The sequence below is a fragment of the Micromonospora sp. WMMA1923 genome, assembly GCF_049179195.1.
GTDB lineage: Bacteria > Actinomycetota > Actinomycetes > Mycobacteriales > Micromonosporaceae > Micromonospora > Micromonospora yangpuensis.
On sequence record NZ_JBMHLZ010000001.1, the window covers coordinates 3179929 to 3199990 of the forward strand.

Annotated in this window: 16 protein-coding genes; 6 read left to right on the forward strand and 10 right to left on the reverse strand. The window is 70.2% G+C overall.

The window, feature by feature from the left end:
• The first annotated feature begins 375 nt into the window (after nt 1–375).
• The 6 genes from kdpF to ACN28G_RS14330 all read left to right on the forward strand — a co-directional run bounded on the left by kdpF (nt 376) and on the right by ACN28G_RS14330 (nt 8581).
• Complete coding sequence (gene kdpF / locus ACN28G_RS14305) at nt 376–465, forward strand: K(+)-transporting ATPase subunit F (RefSeq protein WP_139135711.1); 90 nt, start codon at nt 376–378, stop codon at nt 463–465.
• On the forward strand, nt 465–2120 hold the full coding sequence (gene kdpA / locus ACN28G_RS14310; RefSeq protein ID WP_421479344.1) for a potassium-transporting ATPase subunit KdpA: 1656 nt from the start codon (nt 465–467) through the stop codon (nt 2118–2120). The genes kdpF and kdpA overlap by 1 nt, the downstream gene beginning before the upstream one ends.
• A 20-nt stretch (nt 2121–2140) precedes the next feature.
• Nucleotides 2141–4330, forward strand: coding sequence for a potassium-transporting ATPase subunit KdpB (gene kdpB, locus ACN28G_RS14315; protein WP_421479345.1), 2190 nt, complete (start codon nt 2141–2143; stop codon nt 4328–4330).
• 1 nt (nt 4331) lies between these two features.
• Nucleotides 4332–5213 (forward strand): potassium-transporting ATPase subunit C, encoded by an 882-nt coding sequence (locus ACN28G_RS14320; RefSeq protein WP_421479346.1) that lies wholly within the window; start codon nt 4332–4334, stop codon nt 5211–5213.
• Between the two features lie 120 nt (nt 5214–5333).
• The gene (locus tag ACN28G_RS14325) at nt 5334–7886 is read left to right on the forward strand and encodes a DUF4118 domain-containing protein (RefSeq protein ID WP_421479347.1); all 2553 of its coding nucleotides are present in this window, start codon (nt 5334–5336) and stop codon (nt 7884–7886) included.
• The gene (locus ACN28G_RS14330; protein WP_091440045.1) at nt 7883–8581 is read left to right on the forward strand and encodes a response regulator; all 699 of its coding nucleotides are present in this window, start codon (nt 7883–7885) and stop codon (nt 8579–8581) included. Before ACN28G_RS14325 ends, ACN28G_RS14330 begins: the two co-directional genes overlap by 4 nt.
• 264 nt (nt 8582–8845) lie before the next feature.
• Here ACN28G_RS14330 and ACN28G_RS14335 read toward each other — a convergent pair whose 3' ends face one another.
• The 10 genes from ACN28G_RS14335 to ACN28G_RS14380 all read right to left on the reverse strand — a co-directional run bounded on the left by ACN28G_RS14335 (nt 8846) and on the right by ACN28G_RS14380 (nt 19708).
• On the reverse strand, nt 8846–9478 hold the full coding sequence (locus tag ACN28G_RS14335) for a class I SAM-dependent methyltransferase (RefSeq protein ID WP_421479348.1): 633 nt from the start codon (nt 9476–9478) through the stop codon (nt 8846–8848).
• A gap of 763 nt (nt 9479–10241) precedes the next feature.
• Nucleotides 10242–11051: a hypothetical protein gene (locus ACN28G_RS14340; protein ID WP_421479349.1), complete on the reverse strand. Its 810-nt coding sequence runs from the start codon at nt 11049–11051 to the stop codon at nt 10242–10244.
• A complete protein-coding gene (locus ACN28G_RS14345; RefSeq protein WP_421479350.1) occupies nt 11048–11896 on the reverse strand; it encodes a DUF692 domain-containing protein in 849 nt (282 codons plus the stop codon). Before ACN28G_RS14345 ends, ACN28G_RS14340 begins: the two co-directional genes overlap by 4 nt.
• An 11-nt stretch (nt 11897–11907) precedes the next feature.
• Nucleotides 11908–12687 carry a class I SAM-dependent methyltransferase gene (locus ACN28G_RS14350; protein ID WP_421479351.1) on the reverse strand — a complete coding sequence of 260 codons (780 nt, stop codon included), beginning with the start codon at nt 12685–12687 and terminating at the stop codon, nt 11908–11910.
• Nucleotides 12684–13430, reverse strand: a complete 747-nt coding sequence (locus ACN28G_RS14355) for an ABC transporter ATP-binding protein (protein ID WP_421479352.1) — start codon at nt 13428–13430, stop codon at nt 12684–12686. The genes ACN28G_RS14350 and ACN28G_RS14355 overlap by 4 nt, the downstream gene beginning before the upstream one ends.
• Before the next feature lie 59 nt (nt 13431–13489).
• Nucleotides 13490–14521, reverse strand: coding sequence for a FecCD family ABC transporter permease (locus ACN28G_RS14360; RefSeq protein WP_421479353.1), 1032 nt, complete (start codon nt 14519–14521; stop codon nt 13490–13492).
• Nucleotides 14522–14624: 103 nt separating this feature from the next.
• Nucleotides 14625–15503 (reverse strand): ABC transporter substrate-binding protein, encoded by an 879-nt coding sequence (locus ACN28G_RS14365; RefSeq protein WP_421479354.1) that lies wholly within the window; start codon nt 15501–15503, stop codon nt 14625–14627.
• 134 nt (nt 15504–15637) lie between these two features.
• Nucleotides 15638–17188, reverse strand: coding sequence for an MDR family MFS transporter (locus tag ACN28G_RS14370; RefSeq protein ID WP_421479355.1), 1551 nt, complete (start codon nt 17186–17188; stop codon nt 15638–15640).
• Nucleotides 17181–18533: a TfuA-like protein gene (locus ACN28G_RS14375; protein WP_421479356.1), complete on the reverse strand. Its 1353-nt coding sequence runs from the start codon at nt 18531–18533 to the stop codon at nt 17181–17183. The genes ACN28G_RS14370 and ACN28G_RS14375 overlap by 8 nt, the downstream gene beginning before the upstream one ends.
• A complete protein-coding gene (locus ACN28G_RS14380) occupies nt 18530–19708 on the reverse strand; it encodes a YcaO-like family protein (RefSeq protein ID WP_421479357.1) in 1179 nt (392 codons plus the stop codon). Before ACN28G_RS14380 ends, ACN28G_RS14375 begins: the two co-directional genes overlap by 4 nt.
• Nucleotides 19709–20062 lie beyond the last annotated feature (354 nt).

The window sequence follows — 20062 nt, forward strand, 5'->3', positions numbered from 1 at the left end:
ACGGTGGAAAACGTCCGGGGTACGAGGCGCAGCCACGCAGACGATCCGACCAGTACGGGTTCCGCGGCGCCGCCACTCCCTCCTGCGGTGCCCGACCCCCGACCCCGCCGTGTGATCCTGCCCGACTGGTGACCCGTACCACCCGCTGCGGAGGTGGCGTGAAAAGGGCGTCAAAAAGCAGCTCACCGCCGTGATAGTTGCGTTAACACCCCTGTTCGGCCGGCGGCCCGAGGCGTTTGCTTGCCCGGCACGACCGGCCCGGTCGTGCCGAAGTCGTCCCGGTGGGAGATCAGTCGTGTCCGACGTGCCGTTCGTGGTGTTGACGGTGGTGCTGTTCGCAGCGCTCGCTCTCGTGGTGAGGGGGGTGGAGAAGCTGTGAGTGCTGTCAACGCCGTCGGCTTGGTGCTGGCGATGGGCTTGGCCGTGTTCCTGGTGATCGCCCTGCTCTTTCCGGAGCGCTTCTGATGACCACGACGACAGCTGGCGTGCTCTTCATCCTGTCCCTTCTCGCCGCTTTGGTCGCGGTCTACCGGCCCTTCGGTGACTACATGTACCGGGTGGTGTCCGGCACCCGGCAGTCCCGCGTCGAGCGGGGGGTCTACCACCTCGTCGGTGTCGACCCGGCCGCCGAGCAGACCTGGGGGGTGTACGCCCGCAGTGTGCTCGCCTTCTCCGCGATCTCGATCCTGTTCCTGTACGCGTTCCAGCGCCTCCAGCACCACCTCTGGCTGTCGCTGGGGCTCGACCCGGTGGTGCCGCACGGCGCCTGGAACACCGCGGTGTCGTTCGTGACCAACACGAACTGGCAGTGGTACTCGGGTGAGTCGACGATGGGGCACCTGGTGCAGATGGCCGGCCTGGCGGTGCAGAACTTCGCCTCGGCGGCGGTGGGCATCGCGGTGGCAGTGGCCCTGGTACGGGGGTTCGCCCGTCGTCACACCGGGGAGTTGGGCAACTTCTGGGTGGACATGACCCGTATCGTCCTGCGAATTCTGCTACCGATCGCGCTGCTCGGCGCACTGGCGCTGATGATCGGCGGGACGGTGCAGAACCTATCCGGCGGCACCGAGGTGACCACCCTGACCGGCGGCACCCAGACGATCACCGGCGGGCCCGTCGCCAGCCAGGAGGTGATCAAGGAACTGGGCACCAACGGCGGTGGCTTCTACAACGTCAACAGCGCCCATCCCTTCGAGAACCCGTCGGCGTGGACGAACTGGCTGGAGATATTCCTGCTCCTGCTGATCCCGTTCAGCCTGCCGAGGGTCTTCGGCCGCATCGTCGGGCAGCACCGGCAGGGCTACGCGATTGCCGCCGTCATGGGAGTCCTGGCACTCGCCAGCGTCACCCTGACCAACGTCTTCGAGCTGACCGGGCACGGCACCGTCCCGGAGGCGGTCGGCGCGGCGCTGGAGGGTAAGGAGGTCCGGTTCGACGTGTCGAACTCGGCCACCTTCGCCGCTGCCACCACGCTGACCTCGACCGGCGCGGTGAACTCGTTCCACGACTCCTTCACCGCGCTGGGTGGAGGCATGCTGCTGAGCAACATGATGCTCGGTGAGGTCGCGCCCGGCGGGGTCGGTGCCGGCCTGTACGGGATCCTGATCCTGGCGGTGATCACCGTCTTCGTGGCGGGCCTGATGGTCGGCCGGACCCCGGAGTACGTGGGTAAGAAGATCGGCTCCAGGGAGATCAAGTTCGCCTCGGTGTACTTCCTGGTCACGCCGACGCTGGTCCTGGTCGGCACGGCTGCGGCGTTCGCCACCGGGAACAACTCGACCGCGTTGAACGTCGGCCCACACGGGCTGTCCGAGGTGCTGTACGCGTTCACCTCGGCGAGCAACAACAACGGTTCCGCGTTCGCGGGCATCACCGTGAACACCCCGTGGTGGAACACGGCCCTGGGGCTGTGCATGCTGCTCGGTCGTTTCCTGCCGATCATCCTCGTGCTCGCCCTCGCCGGCTCGCTGGCCCGACAGACCCCCACTCCCGCCTCCGACGGGACCCTGCCCACGCACCGGCCACTGTTCGTCGGCATGGTCGTCGGGGTCACGGTGATCCTCAGCGCGCTCACCTTCCTGCCCGCGCTCGCCCTCGGCCCTCTGGCAGAAGGGCTGTGACCAGTATGAGAGAGATGGACATGACCACCTCCACGCCGGCGCCGCACGGCACCGCCGACACGGGAACCGCCAGTACCCCGGGCGCCCACGGCAGCCGGACCGGTGGTGGCCTGCTTGACCCGAGGCAACTGCTCCGCTCGCTACCGGAGGCCGTGCGCAAGCTCGACCCACGGACGCTCTGGCGCAACCCGGTGATGCTGATCGTCGAGATCGGCGCGGCCTTCACCACCGTGCTCGTCGTCGCCGCCCCCTCGATGTTCGCGATCGCGATCACGGTCTGGCTGTGGCTCACCGTGATCTTCGCCAACGTCGCCGAAGCGGTCGCCGAGGGCCGGGGCAAGGCCCAGGCGGCCACCCTGCGCCAGGCCAAGACGAACACGATCGCCACCCGGCTGATCGACTGGGCCCCCGGCACCCGCGCCGACGCGCTGCGGGACGAGGCGGTACCCGCCCCCGAACTGCGACAGGGCGATGTCGTCCTGGTCGTGGCCGGTGGGATCATCCCGGGTGACGGTGACGTGGTCGAGGGCATCGCCAGTGTGGACGAGTCGGCCATCACGGGCGAGTCGGCTCCGGTGATCCGGGAGTCCGGCGGTGACCGCAGCGCGGTCACCGGCGGCACGAAGGTACTCTCCGACCAGATCGTCGTGCGGATCACGCAGCGCCCTGGCGAGAGCTTCATCGATCGGATGATCGCCCTGGTCGAGGGTGCCAACCGACAGAAGACCCCGAACGAGATCGCGCTGAACATCCTGCTCGCGGCGCTCTCCGTCGTCTTTCTGCTGGCCGTGGTGACCCTGCAGCCACTGGCGATCTTCTCCAAGGGCTACCAGGCCGCGGCCCCGGACACCCAGGCGATCACCGACACCGGCGTGACCGGCGTGGTCCTGGTCTCCCTGCTGGTCTGCCTGATTCCGACCACCATCGGGGCGCTGCTGTCCGCCATCGGTATCGCCGGCATGGACCGCCTCGTCCAACGCAACGTCCTGGCGATGAGCGGTCGGGCCGTGGAGGCCGCGGGTGACGTCAACACCCTGCTGCTCGACAAGACCGGCACCATCACCCTCGGTAATCGGCAGGCGGCGGACTTCCTCCCCGTCGGGGGCATCACCGCTGCCGAGGTGGCGGACGCCGCCCAGTTGTCCAGCCTCGCCGACGAGACGCCCGAGGGTCGGTCGGTGGTCGTGCTGGCGAAGAACGAGTACGGCCTGCGCGAGCGGGAGCCCGGACTGATGCCGCACGCCACGTTCGTGCCGTTCACCGCCCAGACCCGAATGAGCGGCGTCGATCTGGCCGCCGCCGGTGAGGGATCGGACCGGCGGGTGCGCAAGGGAGCCTCGACGGCGGTGCTCAGATGGGTCCGCGACAACGGCGGAGACCCCACCGCTGACGTCGCCGGGATCGTCGACGCCATCAGCGGCAGCGGTGGTACTCCGCTGGTGGTCGCCGAGCACGTCGACGGCGAGCCGGCCCGCGTCCTCGGGGTGGTCCATCTCAAGGACGTGGTCAAGCCCGGGATGCGGGAGCGGTTCGACGAGATGCGTCGGATGGGCATCCGGACTGTGATGATCACTGGGGACAATCCCCGTACCGCGAAGGCGATCGCCGACGAGGCGGGGGTGGACGACTTCCTCGCCGAAGCCACCCCGGAGGACAAGCTCGCCCTGATCCGCAAGGAGCAGGAAGGTGGTCGACTGGTCGCGATGACCGGCGACGGCACCAACGACGCGCCCGCCCTGGCCCAGGCCGACGTGGGCGTGGCGATGAACACCGGGACCTCGGCCGCCAAGGAGGCCGGCAACATGGTCGACCTCGACTCCGATCCGACCAAGCTGATCGAGATCGTGGAGATCGGAAAGCAACTGCTGATCACCCGGGGTGCGCTGACCACCTTCAGTATCGCCAACGACATCGCCAAGTACTTCGCGATCATCCCGGCCATGTTCGTCGGCATCTATCCGAGCCTGGACACGCTGAACGTCATGCGTCTGTCCAGCCCCGAGTCGGCCATCCTCGCCGCGGTCGTCTTCAACGCACTGGTCATCGTGGCGCTCATCCCGCTCGCCCTGCGGGGTGTCCGGTACCGACCAGCCGCGGCCTCGAAGCTGCTCACCCGCAACCTGTGGATCTACGGTCTCGGCGGGATCGTCGTCCCGTTCGTCGGCATCAAGCTCATCGACCTGCTCATCCAGTTCGTACCGGGGATCTGACATGCGACTTCCCACCTGGCTCAACCAACACGTCGCCGCGCTGCGCGCACTGCTCGTCCTCACCGCGCTGCTCGGGTTGGCCTACCCGCTCACCCTGGTCGCCGTCGGGCAACTGCCCGGTCTGTCCGGCAGGGCAGACGGTTCCCTGCTCACCGCAGACGGCAGGGTCGTCGGCAGCGCGCTGATCGGCCAGTCCTTCACCGACATGGACGGCAACCCCGTTCCGCGCTACTTCCAGCCTCGTCCGTCGGCCGCCGGTCACGGGTACGAGCCCACCGCCACGGCCGCCAGCAACCTGGGCCCGGAGAGTGTCGTCGACACCCTCTCCGCCGAACCGGACGGAGCCGCCGAGAGCCTGCTCACCCAGGTCTGCTCACGCAGCAAGGCGGTGGGTGACCTGGAGGACGTCGACGGGCGCCGACCGTACTGCACCCCGGACGGGGTCGGCGCGGTCCTCGCCGTGTTCCGCTCCGACGGGCTCACCGGCCCGATCACCCGCGTGGTGAGCGTGAACCAGACCGCCCCGGCGACGCCGTTCGTCGGCACCTACGAGGGCGTACCGGTGGAGCTCGCCCAGCCGGGCGAGGACTACCTCGCCCAGGGCGGACTGATCATCCCGGTCCGCGGAGACGCCCCCGCCGACCCGGTCGTGCCCGCCGACGCGGTCACCGCCAGCGGCAGCGGCCTCGACCCGCACATCTCCCCCGAGTACGCCCGCATCCAGGTCACCCGCGTGGCACGGGAGCGCGGCGCGGACCCGGCGGCCGTCCGACGACTGGTCGCGACGCACACCACGGGCCGGGCGCTCGGCTTCATGGGCGCACCCGGCGTCAACGTCCTGGCCCTCAACCTCGCCCTGGACAGGGAGCTCCCGACCCGCTGAGGCACGATCCCGGGCAGGGTCCATCCCTGCCCGGGATCGTTCACCCATCGACGGCCCCAGCGGGCCCGAGGCCCACCCGACGAGCCACGAGCAGATCCACATCCAGAGAGGACCTTCCAGGTGTCACGAGGAGAACTCCGAATCTACCTGGGTGCGGCCCCTGGGGTCGGCAAGACCTACGCGATGTTGGAAGAGGCACGACGACGTGCCGAACGCGGCACGGACGTGGTGGTCGGCTTCGTCGAGACCCACGGTCGCCGGCACACCGCCGCCATGGTCGGCGACCTGGAACAGGTCGACCGCCGCACGATCACCTACCGGGGGACCGGGTTCACCGAGATGGACCTCGACGGTGTCCTCGCCCGTCGGCCCGAGGTGGTGGTGGTCGACGAACTGGCTCACACCAACGTGCCCGGCTCCCGCAACGAGAAACGGTGGCAGGACGTCCAGGAACTCCTCGACGCCGGCATCTCGGTACTGAGCACGGTCAACGTCCAACACCTCGAATCGGTCAACGACGTGGTCACCCAGATCACCGGGACCAACCAGCGTGAGACCGTGCCCGACGAGATCGTGCGGGCCGCAGGACAGGTCGAGTTGGTCGACATGACGCCGGAGGCGCTCCGCCGACGGATGGCACACGGCAACATCTACCGACCCGACAAGATCGACGCGGCGCTCGGCAACTACTTCCGGGTCGGCAACCTCACGGCGCTTCGTGAACTCGCCCTGCTCTGGCTGGCCGACAAGGTCGACGACCAACTCGACCGTTACCGGAACCAGCAGGGCATCTCCGACACGTGGGAGGCCCGTGAGCGGGTCGTCGTCGCCCTCACCGGCGGCTCGGAGGGTGAGACGCTGATCCGACGGGCCGCCCGGATCGCGGCCCGGAGCAAAGGCGCCGACCTGCTCGCCGTGCACGTGGCTCGCAGCGACGGCCTCGCCGGGTTCGACCCCGCCCAGCTCGCCCGGCAACGGGTGCTGGTGGAGAGCCTCGGTGGCACCTACCACCACGTGCTCGGCACCGACATCCCGACGGCGTTACTCGACTTCGCCCGAGGGGTCAACGCCACCCAGCTCGTCCTCGGCGCCAGCCGCCGGGGCCGCCTCGCCCAGGTGTTCTCCCGGGGGGTCGGGGTCACGACCACAGCCCTCTCCGGCGCCATCGACGTCCATCTGGTCACCCATCCCGAAGCCGGGCGGGGTCGGCCGGGCAGCGGGGTCCCGGCGGCGCTGTCACGGCGACGCCGGCTGCTGGGGTACGCACTGGCCGGGGTGGGCATGCCGGTGCTGACTCTGCTGCTGCGGGCCCTGCCGGACCTCAACCTCAGCAACGACATCCTGCTCTTCCTCGCCGGCGTCGTCGGCGTCGCGCTGGTCGGCGGCCTCTGGCCGGCCCTGGTGGCCGCACTCGCCGGGTCGCTGCTGCTGAACTGGTTCTTCACCCCGCCGTACCGCACGCTGACCATCGCCGAGGCGGACAATCTCCTCGCCCTCGGGGTGTTCGTCGGCGTCGCCCTCGCGGTGAGCTGGGTGGTCGACGTGGCTGCCCGCCGTACCCGGGAGGCGGCGCGCGCGTCCGCCGACGCACAGACCCTGGCCACCGTGGCCGGCAGCGTACTGCGTGGGCAGCGTCCCCTGCCGGCGCTGCTGGACCGGCTCCGGGAGACCTTCGGGCTGCGCGCGGTCAGCGTCCTGGAGTTGACCGCCGAGGCCGAAGGACGCCCCGGTCGGGCCCGCGAGGTGAACGCCTGGCGGGTCGTGGCAAGCGTCGGGGAGGCACCGGCGGGCAGCCCCGAGGAAGGCGAGACAACGGTACCCGTCGACGACCGGCTCACCGTCGTGCTCTGCGGCCGCCGACTGGACGCGGCCGACCGGCGGGTCGTCGAGGCGTTCGCCGCGCAGGCCGCCGTCGCGCTCCGTCAGGAACGGCTCGCCGAGGAGGCGGCCGCGGCCAAGCCGCTCGCCGCAGCCGACCGGATGCGCACCGCCCTGCTCGCCGCCGTCAGCCACGACCTGCGTACCCCGTTGGCCTCGGCGAAGGCGGCGGTGAGCAGCCTGCGCAGCCTCGACGTCGAGTTCGACGCCGACGACCGCGACGAGCTGCTGGCCACCGCCGACGAATCCCTCGACTGGCTCGGCCGGCTGGTGGAGAACCTCCTCGACATGAGCCGGCTCCAAGCCGGGGCGCTGGGCGTCACCGCCACCGCCATCGGGTTGGAGGACGCGGTACCGAGGGCTCTGGACGAGCTGGGGCCGGCAGCGGCCGACGTCACGACGGACATCCCCGCCGACCTGCCGGCGGCCGTCGCCGACCCGGGACTCCTGGAACGGGTCCTGGTCAACATCATCGCCAACGCCCTCCGGTACAGCCCAACCGGACAGCCACCCACCATCACCGCGAGCGCCCACGCCGGTCATGTGGAGCTACGCGTCATCGACACCGGCCCCGGCATCCCGGAGGACCAGTGGGAACACGTCTTCCTGCCGTTCCAGCGCCTCGGCGACCGGGACAACACCACCGGCGTCGGCCTGGGTCTCGCCCTGTCCCGGGGCCTCGTGGAGGCGATGGGTGGCAGCATCACCCCCGAGACCACTCCCGGCGGCGGGTTGACCATGGCGCTACGACTTCCCGCGGCCGCCCAGACCGTCACGCAGGAGTCAAACCGATGACCCGGATCCTCGTCGTGGACGACGAACCGCAGATCCTGCGGGCCCTACGGATCAACCTGCGCGCACGGGGCTACGATGTCGTGGTGGCCGAGAACGGCACGACGGCCCTCAAGGCTGCGGCCACCCACCCACCCGACCTCGTGGTTCTCGACCTCGGCCTGCCCGACATCGACGGAGTCGACGTCATCCGGGGGCTTCGGGGGTGGACCGCTGTACCGATCATCGTCCTCTCCGGTCGCACCGGCAGCGAGGACAAGGTGATCGCCCTCGACGCGGGTGCCGACGACTACGTCACCAAACCCTTCGGCGTGGACGAACTCCTGGCCCGCATCCGAGCGGTCACCCGTCGCCTCGCCGCGACGCCGACGGACTCCGCCGCGCTGCCCGTGACGGCCGCTGCCCGGGTGGGACGGCACGTCGTCAACCTCGCCGACCGCACCGTCACCCGCGACGACGGTGCCGAGGTACGGCTCACCCCCACCCAGTGGGCCATGCTCGAGCAACTGCTGCGCCATCCGGGCAAATTCATCAGCCAGCGTCAACTACTGCGGGAGGTGTGGGGCCCGGAGTACCAGCACGAGACGAACTACCTGCGGCAGTACATGGCCCAGCTACGGCGCAAGCTCGAAGACGACCCGGCCCGCCCCCGACACCTGATTACCGAACCAGGAATGGGGTACCGATTCCGCCCCTGACCATACCAACGGCCCGAAGAGTCATCGAAGCAGCGGCCCGGGGCGTCAGGTGTCACGTCGAGACCGGTGGCGCGACTCTCACCGACCGGTAAAGCGATTGGACTCGCGCCTGCCACCTAAGGTGTCCATCTGGTCGGCAGCATCCGACGTGGACGTACCCCCGCCGACTCACCAGAAGCTGACGCCTTCGCCATATGTTGGTCACTTCACTCCTTCAGGCTGGCGGGAAACGACAGGCCCGGAGAAAAGCCGGCCAGGATCCCATCAGGCGGTCCGGCGCAAGGCAATCACATTGTCGGTCACCTCGGCCGTCTGGCCACCTGGGCCGGTGGCCGTCCGATCGCGGGCTTCGCAATAGAGCACCTGCCAGGACGCGAGATCGAGATCCAGCCCGGCCAGGGTCTCGTCCGGGGTGGGAATCGTGGCCCCCTTGTTCCACGACCACGGGGCCACCGAACCATGGTCGACGATCAGCAGCATGCCACCGGGGTTCACCTGTCCGCCGAGATCACGCAAGATACGGGCCCTGGGAAACTCGAAGAGGCTCTGCAGGTAATGAGCGCTGACCAGGTCCCAACTTCCCGAGGGCAGGGAATCCGCCAGGTCATGCCGTTCGGTGCGGATCCTGTCGCTCAACCGCTCGTCGGCGGCGCGCTCGCGCAGCCGCTGCAAAGCGGCCTCGGCGATGTCGACCGCGGTGACCTGCCAGCCGCGTTGTGCGAGCCACAAGCTGTCCGCACCCTGACCACATCCCAGGTCGAGGGCGGCACCCGGCGGTAGGTCGCCGACCGCAGCGGCCAGGACCGCGTTGACGCTCAACTCCCAGGGGGAAGCGGCGATCTGTTGGTGCAGGCTCTCCCAGAACTCGGCCGGTGTGGCCGCGTCCGGTCGTTCCATGTATGTCATACGCTCACGTCCTCGCGATCGATCGGGCTCCACGGGCACAGTGCCCTTCGATCCACCCCCGGGCAAGTGAACTTGCGATATCGGCAAAACTGACCGGTGACGCCCCCAGACCACCGCCCGTCGCGTCCATCCGGCGCCACCGCTCCATCTACGCCGCACGACCAAGATCAAGGACTCGGGGTGCTGGGTCAGCTACGGAGAGACTGGGCAGGAGAACCCGCTCGAGCCGGTAGACAACGCGGCACAGGCCGCCGGCCACGGTCAGAGGAGAGCGGCGGCGCTGATGACCATACCGATCGACATCAGCAGATGGCACCCGGACGCGCCAGCCAGGGCCAGTGCCAACGTCGGTGGTGGCGCCTGGACTGGTGTCACTGTTCAAGTGTCGGAGGTCAGGCGAAGCGAGCTCTCCGGCACCTCGTTCAGCGACCAGGCAGAATCGGAGACCTCATGGGCACCTCAGCGGTGACGAGGCGATTCGAAGTCGTCGGCGATGACGACCCGCTGTTCCGCCGGGGCGGCCGGGTCGACGTACAGTTCCGGGCAGCCACAGTTGCAGTTGCCGCAGAGGGCGAGCGCCTAAACGAGGGCGGTCCTGGGTCATGAGTGCCTCCGGTGACGGGGTTTCACCCACCGTAAGTAACCCCCACCGGATCCGACATGCAGGACTGTCGCTTCTTCGGTTGTCGGAGGACCCGCGACCTCCGGGAACTCAGTCGAGGTCCGGACCGACCAACCGCCACACCAGCCCACCTCAGCGGGACAGCACGGCCGCGTCGATCAGGAGGCCGCCCACCCACCCGGCCGCGAGCAGGTCGGCCGCCTCAGGTCCAGCGGTCGCGGTCAACCCGCTCAGGGTACGGCTGCCGTCGCAAGCCAAATACAGGTCGTGGGCCTGCACGGTCAGCCGGAAGGTACGGACCGCCCCGTCGGGACGACCCGCCAGGGCCAGACAGGTGGGCCCGGACGCAGCCGGTGGGCGACCGCCGGCGAGCGCGAGCACATCCGCCTCGAAGCGGGCCACCCGTACGTGCGGGGCGAGCCGGAGGAGGGTGCCGGCCTGCGGCGGCGTTCCCCCGGGGTGGTGAGCCTGCACCCACGCGGCGCCACGCGCCGCCTCGGGGCTGTATCTCAGCTCCGCACGGAGCCATTCCAGCCAGGCCAGGTCGGCCACCGCGGTGGGTACCTCACCCCGGGCAGCCAGCTCAGCCAGGTACCCGACGAACCGCTCCCCCTCGTCGATCCACTTGGTGACCTCGTCTCTGGCGACCAGCGGTACGACCGACCGGAGGTAGCCGATGACGAGCCGGTCGGCGGCCTCCGGGCCTCCGGCGACCCGGAGTGTCGCCGGGAACATCCGCTTCAGGGTGCGGGCCCGGGCGCGTTCGATCCCGCCAGCGGTGAAGTCGAGCCGGTCGGGGTCGATGGCGGACAACATCCGGCGGTCGTCGGCGTCGAGGTCCAGCTCACCTGAGAGTAGCCGGGGGTCGCTGCGCCACCGGGCCCGCAGCTCGGGTTCGACCAGCAGCCGCGCCAACGCCTCCTGGAATCCGGAGGTGGTCACCGCAGGCCGCCCGGCCGGACGCCGAGCACGTCGCGGGTGCGGGCGATGTCCGCGAGGATCTCCGGGAAGTCGTCCGGGAGTTTCCCGTCCCGCTCGATCATGAATCCGCTGATCGGCGCCCGCGGTAGGACGTGCCGGAGCAGGTCCCACACCTCGGTGTGGACCGCCGCGCGGTGGTTGTCCTGGAGCAGACCCTGGGCGTACGTACCGCCGGCGAGGTGCACCTGGACGACGCGTTCCAACGGCAGGGCGTCGAGGTAGGTCAGGGGGTCGAAGTGGTGGTTGACCGAGTTGTTGTAGACGTTGGTGAGGTCGAGCAGGATCCCGCAGTCCGCCGACTCGACGATTCGGGCGAGGAACTCGGCGTCGGGCATCTCGCCCGGCAGCTCGATGAAGGAGCTGATGTTCTCCAGCAGGAAGGGCACCCCGACGACCTGCTGGATGTGGCGCACCTTGGCGGCGACTGCCCTGACCACCTCGTCGGTACGCGGTAGCGGCACCAGTGCGCTCAGGGCGATGCCACCCGCCCTCGTGTAGCAGAGGTGGTCGCTGCACCAGGGGGCTCCGACCAGGGCGACCAGCTCCGCGAGGCCGGTGAGGTACGCCTCGTCCAGGGGTTCGGCGCTGCCGATGGAGAGCTCGACACCGTGCGGTACCAACGGGAACCGCTCCCGGAGCGCGGGCAGGGTGGCCCGCCGGTGCGGGCTGAACACGTAGTCCTCGGTGATCAGCTCCAACCAGTCGATCCGGTCGGCGTGTTCGACGACGAGTTGCTCGATCTCCGGTCGTAGTCCGACGCCGACGCCGAGGCGGGGCATGCGGGCGGCGGCTGGCCACACACTCATCGGTTCCTCCTTCACTCTCGTACGGGTTTGCGGGCCTTCCAGATGACGTCGAACGGCCAGTTCGCCAACCAGTGGCGCCAGGTGGCCTCGTCGAGGTGGTCGGGAACCGGGACCGCCGGGTCAGGGGTCGGCTCGACCAACGCCTCGACGGTCAGTCCGGCCTGCCGGAAGGTCTGGATCCACCCGCCGTAGGGCAGTTGGAAGCGGACGGTTCCGGTGCCACCGGCGGATCGCCGCAGGTCGAAGTAACCCCGGCGCAGGTCGGTCCCGGGCTGGTCGGCGTCGGGTGCGGTGCAGAGCCAGTAGATCGGGCTGGCGGCGCAGACCACCAGCAGCCCACCCGGGCGCAGCACCCGGGCCGCCTCGGGCACCGCGACGACGGGGTCGGCGAAGCTGAGGGCACCCCAGTTCGAGACGGCGAGGTCGAAACTGCCGTCCGCGAACGGCAACCGTTCGGCGTCCCCGTTGACCAGGCCGACCCGGGCCCCCCCGGTGGGTGCCGCCGCGACGGCATGGGTCAGCTGCCGCGCCGCGGCGTCGATCCCGACGACGGTGGCCCCCTCGCCGGCGAGCCTGCGGGCCCACCCGGCGCCACCGCAGCCGAGGTCGAGCACGACCCTGCCCGTCACCTCGCCGAGGATCCCCAGCTCCCGCTCGGGGTGCCGCCACCACCCCCAGGTCAACTCCTGCGGGACGCCCATCTCCGCGAGGATGTCCTGGTACTGGTCCGCCATCCGGTTCCACGCCCGGCGGTTCCGGCGACCGTGGTCCTCGCCCGTCTCCGATCTCATCCCGTCTCCCTCCCGTTCGTCGCCGTGCCCTCGCCGGCCCGCAGCGGAAAGAAGGCCAGGTGCCGCCGGCCGGTGACCGGGTGCACCGACGGCACCGCGCCGACCCCGAACACCGTGCCGACCAGCTCCGGGCTCAGCACCTCCTCGGGTGGACCGCTGGCGACCACCCGACCGGCGTCCAACACGTACAGCCGGTCGCAGTAGGCCGCGGCGAGGTTCAGATCGTGCAGGGCGGTCAGGGTCGCGATCCCGAGTTGCCGCGTCAGTTCGAGGGTCTCCAACTGGTGCCGGACATCCAGGTGGTTCGTGGGTTCGTCGAGCACCAGCAGATCCGGTTGCTGGGCGAGCGCCCGGGCCAGCAGCACCCGCTGCTTCTCGCCACCGGAGAGGGTCCGGAAGCGGCGGTCGGCCAACGACGCGGCACCGACCCGGTCGAGCGCCTCGGTGACGATCCGCTCGTCGCCGGTGGTGGCCGGCCGCAGCACCGACAGGTACGGGGACCGTCCCATCCGGACGATCTCGCGGACGTCGAAGTCGAAGTCGGCGACCGGTTCCTGCACGAGGGCCGCGACCCGGCGGGCGGCTGCCTTCGCGGTCAGGTCCCAGATGCTGTGGCTGTCGACCTCAGCCCGCCCCGCCTCCGGTCGCAGCACCCGGTACACGCCGCGCAGCAGGGTCGACTTCCCGCTGCCGTTCGGCCCGACCAGTCCCACCACCTCACTCCGGCCGACAGTCAGGTCCACCCCCGAGACGATGGGGTGGCGATCGATGGTCATCGACAGGCCCGAGACGCGTAGCCGCATCATCGCTCCCCCACCACGTTCAGGCGGCGCTTGGATCGCATGACGGCGACGAAGAACGGCGCGCCCACCAACGCCGTGATGATCCCGATCGGTAGTTCCTGTGGTGCGACCACGGTCCGGGCCGCCACGTCGGCCCAGACGAGGAAGATCGCCCCGAGTAGCATCGAGATCGGCAGTACCCTGCGGTTGTCGGAGCCGACGAGCAGGCGTACCGCGTGCGGCACCATCAGTCCCACGAAGCCGATGCCCCCGCTGACCGCGACCATCACGCCGGTCATAAGTGCCGTCAGCGTGAACATCTGCAGCCGGAACCGGCCCAGGTTCACCCCGAGGGTCGCCGCGGTCTCCTCGCCCACCAGCAGCGCGTTCAGCGACCGGGCCCGCATGGTGACCACGAGCGTGCCCAGCACGGTCACCACCCCCGGTACGAGAACGTGGGACCACCGCGCCCCGCCCAGTCCCCCGAGCAGCCAGAACAGGACGGTCTCGGCGATGCTGGACTGACCGGCGGTGGCGGCCAGGAAGATCATCAGGCTGGTCAGCGCGGACATCGTGTAGGCGACGGTCAGGCCGGCCAGGATCAGCCGGGCCGGTGCGAGGCCACCGCCCGCACCGGCGAGGGCGAGCACCAGCACGAAGGCCACCACCGCCCCGCCGAAGGCGGCCACGGAGAGCGAGGCGCTGCCGAAGGCCGCGATCCCGAGCGCCATCAGGGCGGTTGCCCCCGTGGACGCCCCGGAGGTGATGCCGAAGACGTAGGGGTCGGCGAGGGGGTTGCGGACCAGCGCCTGCAGGGTCGCCCCGACGGTGGCCAGTCCGGCGCCGACGGCGGCCCCGAGCAGGATCCGGGGCAGCCGGATGTCCCAGACGATCTGCTCACGGACCGGGGTCCAGGTGACCTCCCCACCCAGCCCGGGATGAATCCGGTCGACCACGATCTGCCACACCTGCAGGAAGGGGATCGGTACCGGGCCGATGGTCACCGCCGTGGTGAGGGTGACCACCAGTCCGGCTGCCAACACGACCAACACCGACCAGAACGGAGGGCGGCGCCAGCCGCGGCCGCGCCCGGGCAGGGCGCGACCCCGACCTGTGGTCCCCGCGAGACTCCGCGAACTGATGGTCGTCATCGGCTCACGGGAAGGTGGGGAAGGACTTGTCCGGGTGCAGGCACCTGCCCACCACGTTGACGTCCCGCGCCAGTCGGAAGGGGGTACCGAAGGCGTAGAAGTCGGTCACGCAGAACCGGCCCTCCCGCACCGCGTCGCTCTGCCCGAGGATATCGCGCAGGAACCTCTCCTTCTCCTGTGGCGACTGCTCGTCCTCGTCGGAGATGACCACGGCCTTCGGATTGAGCGCCGCCACCGACTCGACGCTGACCTCCGGCGGCGGCAGCGGGGCCTTGTCGTCGAAGATGTTCTGCCCACCGGCCCGGCGGAGCCCCTCGTTGGAACCCCCGCCACCGCCGAAGGTAGACAATGGTCCGCTGCCGGAGCGGTAGATGAAGGTGGGCACCGGCGTCGCCCCACCCAGGGCGGTCTCCGTCCTGGCCAGGGACTCCCTGACCTGGGTGATGATCTGCTGCGCCTTCGGCTCGGCCCCGAAGATCCGGGCCAGTTCGGCGAACCGGACGAACATCCGCTCCGGATCGGGCTGTTCGTTCTGACACTGCAGGGTGTAGGACTTGATGCCCTTGTCGCCCAACTCCTGCCGGGTGAAGTTGGAGCCCGGCGGGAACCCGCTGTAGGTGAAGAAGTCGATGTTGCCGACCACCAGGTCCGGCTCCGCGCTCAGCAACACTTCCTTCGAGGGGTACATCTCGGCGAGGACCTTGACCTTGGCGTACTCAGCCGACACGGCGGGAAAGATCTCGTCGTTGCGGAACGCCGTACCGGCGATGGCGTCGGTGAGCCCCAGGTGCAGCAGCGACTCGGTGGAGATCTGGTCCATCGCCACCACGCGCTTCGGCGGGGCGTCGAAGGTCACCTCCTGGCCGCAGTTGCTGATCGTCACGGGGAAGCTCCCCCCGGCGGACACCGGTGCCCCACCCGTCGACTCTGCGTCGGCCCCGCCGTCGCCGCCGCATCCGGAGGTCGCCAGGATCGCGGCGAGTGCCGCCGCGGTGAAGCCCTGTCGCCATCTGTTCCTCATACCGTGTCGCTCCTCGTTGCGGTGGATCTGGTGGATTCGGAGTCCGGGGTGGTGGTGGCCGGCTCGGCGGCCAGGTCGGCGTCGCGTAGCCGCCAGGACAGCAGCCAGGCGCCCACCGCGAGCGGAAGGGCGACGAGCAGGGCGTCCCGGAGGCTGGCCGCGTACGCCTCCCGGATGCCGTCCCGGACGGCGGTGGGCAGCGCGGCGACCCGCCGGGGGACGTCGATGACGGCGTTGACGTCGCCGGTCCAGCCGGGCAGGCGCTCCGGCAACCGCACTCCGAGTCGCGCCACCAGGACGGCGCCGAAGCCCGCCGCGCCCACCGCCCCGCCCAGGGCCCGGAAGAACGAGACGGCCGACGAGGCGACCCCGACGTGCTGGCGCTGCGCGGCGTGCGTGGTCGCGATGAACAGCGCGGGGGTCGACATGCCCACCCCCACCCCGAGCAGCACCAACGGCATCACCACGAGACCGTAGGAGGTGGACTGACCGACGGTGGCCAGCAGCCCGACGCCCACCGCCAGGGCGGCCATGCCCGCCGTGACGAAGCGGCGGTACCGACCCAGTCGTCGGATCAGCCGGCCCACCACGGTCGAGGTCACCAGCGCGCCACCCAGTACCGGGACCATCGCGAGCCCCGCCCTGCTGGCGCTCATGCCCTGCACGAGCTGGAGGAACTGCGGCAGGAACGCCAGCAGGCCCAACATGATCGCGCCGATCACGAAGGCGAGCGTGAAGCTGGTGACGATGGTCCGGTCGGCGAAGAGGGCGGGCGGCAGCACCGGCTCGACGAAGGTGCGCTGCCGCAGGACGAACCCGGCCAGCAGTACCGCCGCCAGCACCGCCAGCGCGAGGGTGCTCACCGAGAACCAGTGCAGTTCCCGGCCGCCGAGGGTGAGGACCAGGATCAGCGCCATCACCCCGGCCACCAGCAGCAGCGCACCCCACCAGTCGATCGCCGCCGGCCGGGTCTGCGCCGGAAGGCGCAGCAGCACGCCGACGAGGACCGACACCCCCAGGGCGAGGAGGGCGGTGACCCAGAAGGCCCAGCGCCAGCCGGGCCCGTCCACGAAGTAGCCACCGAGCACCGGCCCGAGAATGGCGGCCAGCGCGAACACGCTGACGTAGGCGCCCTGGTACCGGCCCCGTTCCCGAGGAGGGAACAGGTCCGCCACCACCCCCAGCGTGGCGGCCAGGATGCCACCGGCCCCCACCCCCTGCAGGCCACGGAAGGCGATCAACTGCCACATCGACTCGGCCAGCGCGCACAGCACCGATCCCGCGAGGAACACCACGATGGCGAACTGCAGGATGCGCTTGCGTCCGTACAGGTCACCGGCCTTGCCGAAGATCGGGGTGAACGCCGTCTCGGCCAGCAGGTAGGCCGTGACCACCCAGGCGTACCGGTCGGCGCGCTGGAACTCCCCGACGATGGTGGGCAGCCCCGTGGCGACGATCGTCTGGTCCACCGAGGCCAGGAACATCGCCACCAGCAGGGCGCCCATCACCACGCGGATCCGGGCCGGTGACATAGGTACGTCAGCCACGGGCAGCGGTCACCCCGAACTCGGCGACGGGTTCCAGGCTGTCCAGCGGCGCGAACATCGCCCCCCTGGCCCGCAGGTCGGCCTGCCCGCCGAAGCCACGGTCCAGCAACGCGAAGGCCGGCTCCGCGACCCCCCACCGACGGCCGACCCACGCCCGCAGCTTGGTGTCCGCGATGTAGTGGGGGTTGAAGGTGGCCCGCAGCTGCGCCAGCTTCTCGTTGCAGCGCACCGCCCGGGCGACGAGCCGCTGGGCGGTGTCCCACGCCTCGGTGCCGGCCAGCTCCTCCACCAGCGGCTCCACCACCCGCACGTTCGGGGCCCAGCGGAACGAGCGGACCAGGGCCAGCAGCCCCGCCTCGGCCGGTGACAGTTCACGCTCGGCGGGGTTCAGCCAGTGACCGAAACCCGGGGGCAGCGGTTCCGACTCCGGCCCGATCAGGCCCCGGTCGCGGGCCCGCCGCAGTGCCGCCGACGGCAACTCGTCCGGGTCGGCGTCGACCGGCAGGCCGGCCAGTTCCCGGAGCACGATCCGCCGGTGCAGAGCCGGGTAGTCCGCGCCGAACAGCTGGACGGCGGTGAGCGCCGCAAGATCGGACACCGGGACCCCGTCCACCTCGACGGTCGCCGCCGAGCGCCGCCACCGCAGCAGGAAGGAGGTCATCGGCATCGTCCCCGCCGCCGCCGGAGGTGGGGTGCAACGGTCCCGACCCAGCTGGTCGAGCAGCAGTTCGGCGTCGGCGTGCTTGGCGTTGAGCCGGCAACGCCGGACGTACCCGAGGGTGGCCTCACCCACCCCCGGGTCCAGCCCTTCGGTGGTCGCCTGCTCCACCAGCCGGCGCCAGGTGCGGTCCCCGAAGGGCAGCCGCTTGGCGGTCACGACCAGCCGGTGCTCCTCGTCGGGGCCGAACACCCCGTCGACCCGGGCCCGACGCAGCGCCAGCCGGATCGAGACCAGAGCCTCGCTCATCTGCCGGTAGCCGTCCTCGGCGTCCGCGTGCAGGACGGCTACCTCGTCGTCGCCCACGACGACCCCGCTGGAGTAGAGACGGTAGACCCGGCCGACCCCGCGCATGCCGAAGCTGTCCAGCTCGGCCGCGCGCAGCGCCCCCATACTGCTGGCGCCCCAGACCGGCACGCCCTGCTGGAGCAGGTGCAGGATCTCCTTGTGCCGGATCGCCCCGGTACGGAAGAAGACCCCGTCGATGATCGCGACCCGGTCCCCGGGCGTGAGCCCCAGCGCGAGCAGGTCACCGTGCCGCACCGGGGGGTGGACCACGGCGCCCGGCAACCGCCGGGTGATCGTGTCGGCCCCGATGGTGGGCCCGGCGAACACGTGGGTGGTCATCGCGGCCCCACCCGCTCCACCAGTCCGTGGGCGGCCTCGAACCGGAGGCCGGGGGCCACCACCTTGGCGACCGCCACACCCTCGTGGCCACGACCCAGGTCGACGTAGAACGGCTCCCGGCCCCGCCCGGCGAGGAGCCGACGGGCGGCGACGGCCAGGTCCCCGGCCAGGGTCGGACCGGACTGGTCGGGCCGGGTGAAGTCGACCACCCGGGTGTCGTCCGACGGCGGCGGTGGCCGTTCCTGCCGCACGTTCTGCAGCAGGTAGACCTGCTCCGGGATGCTCTCGCGGGTACCACTGATGATGGCCAGTCGGGACTGGGCCGCCTCGGTCAGCGCCCGGTTCAACGCGACCGTCGGGTCGAGGTGACAACCCGAGCCCGAGACGAGCACCGGGAACGACGGAGACCAGAGGTTCACCACGTAGCAGGCCATTTCCAGGTCGTTGGTGGCGTCCACGATCTCGAACCAGTTGTCGGCCGCGTCGAACCGCGACATCAGCCACCGACAGTCGGTGTCCTCGACGGTCTCCGGACGGACCCGGACATGGGTGGACCTGGGCACGGATTCGATCTGCGACAGACAGTCCCGCTCAATCAACTCGTACAGTCCGTGCAGCACGGCCTCATCAAGACAGTTGCCGCTGGCGAGCCCGTTCGTGGAGGTCTCGAACAGTGGCGGCGCCCATTCCCGGCGGAACTCGTTGGACATCTCGACATACTGCTTCGGAACCGGCACCGGTCGGGCACCGAGCACGGTGTGTCCCTCGACCCAGTCGAACAGAACGGCGTCGGAGACCAGCGAACCGGCGACGAGTTGGAGTTCCCGCAGCCCGTAGGAGCCGTCCAGCACCTCGTGTGCCGGACCCCGGACCGTGGGCAGGGTCACCCGCTCGGCGTGTGCGAACTCGATCATCTCCATCGCCGCCGACACCCGGGCCAGGTCGTGTGTCACACCCTTGCCCTGAGAGACCGCCAGGGTGGCCGAGGCCGGACGAATCGCCTGGTGGACCGGGATACCCAGGTCGTCCAGGTCGGTCACATCCGCGACCCGGGTGATCCCGAACAGCGGCAGCAGGGGACGGATCGCCGCCCATGTCTGCTCCGGCGGCACCAGCCGGTGCGTACCGCGAAGGTGGCCCTTCCTGGCGGTTCCCGCCATCGCCGCGACACCCATCCAGTCCTCCCTGGTTCAGGCTGGTTCCGGCTGGTTCCGGGGGGCTGATGCCCCCCGGAACGTCATGCCAGCCGGCTGCTACTTCGTGGTTCTAGAACGTCACTCGTCCTCGAAGGAGAGCGCCTTCGTGCAGGAGAACGCGAGGATCTCGCCCTGGATCTCGCTCTCGAACAGGTCTTCCACCAGCTCAAGCATCGCCATATGAATCACCTCCCTCGCCACGGACCGGCCACACGTGACCCGCGATCGAGGCGCCATCGATCGATCAACGTGCGACAGTCGAATGGTCGAAGGATGTGAACAGTTGGTTCCGGGAAAGTTCCACAAATTCACCGACGACGAGCCGACCGGGGC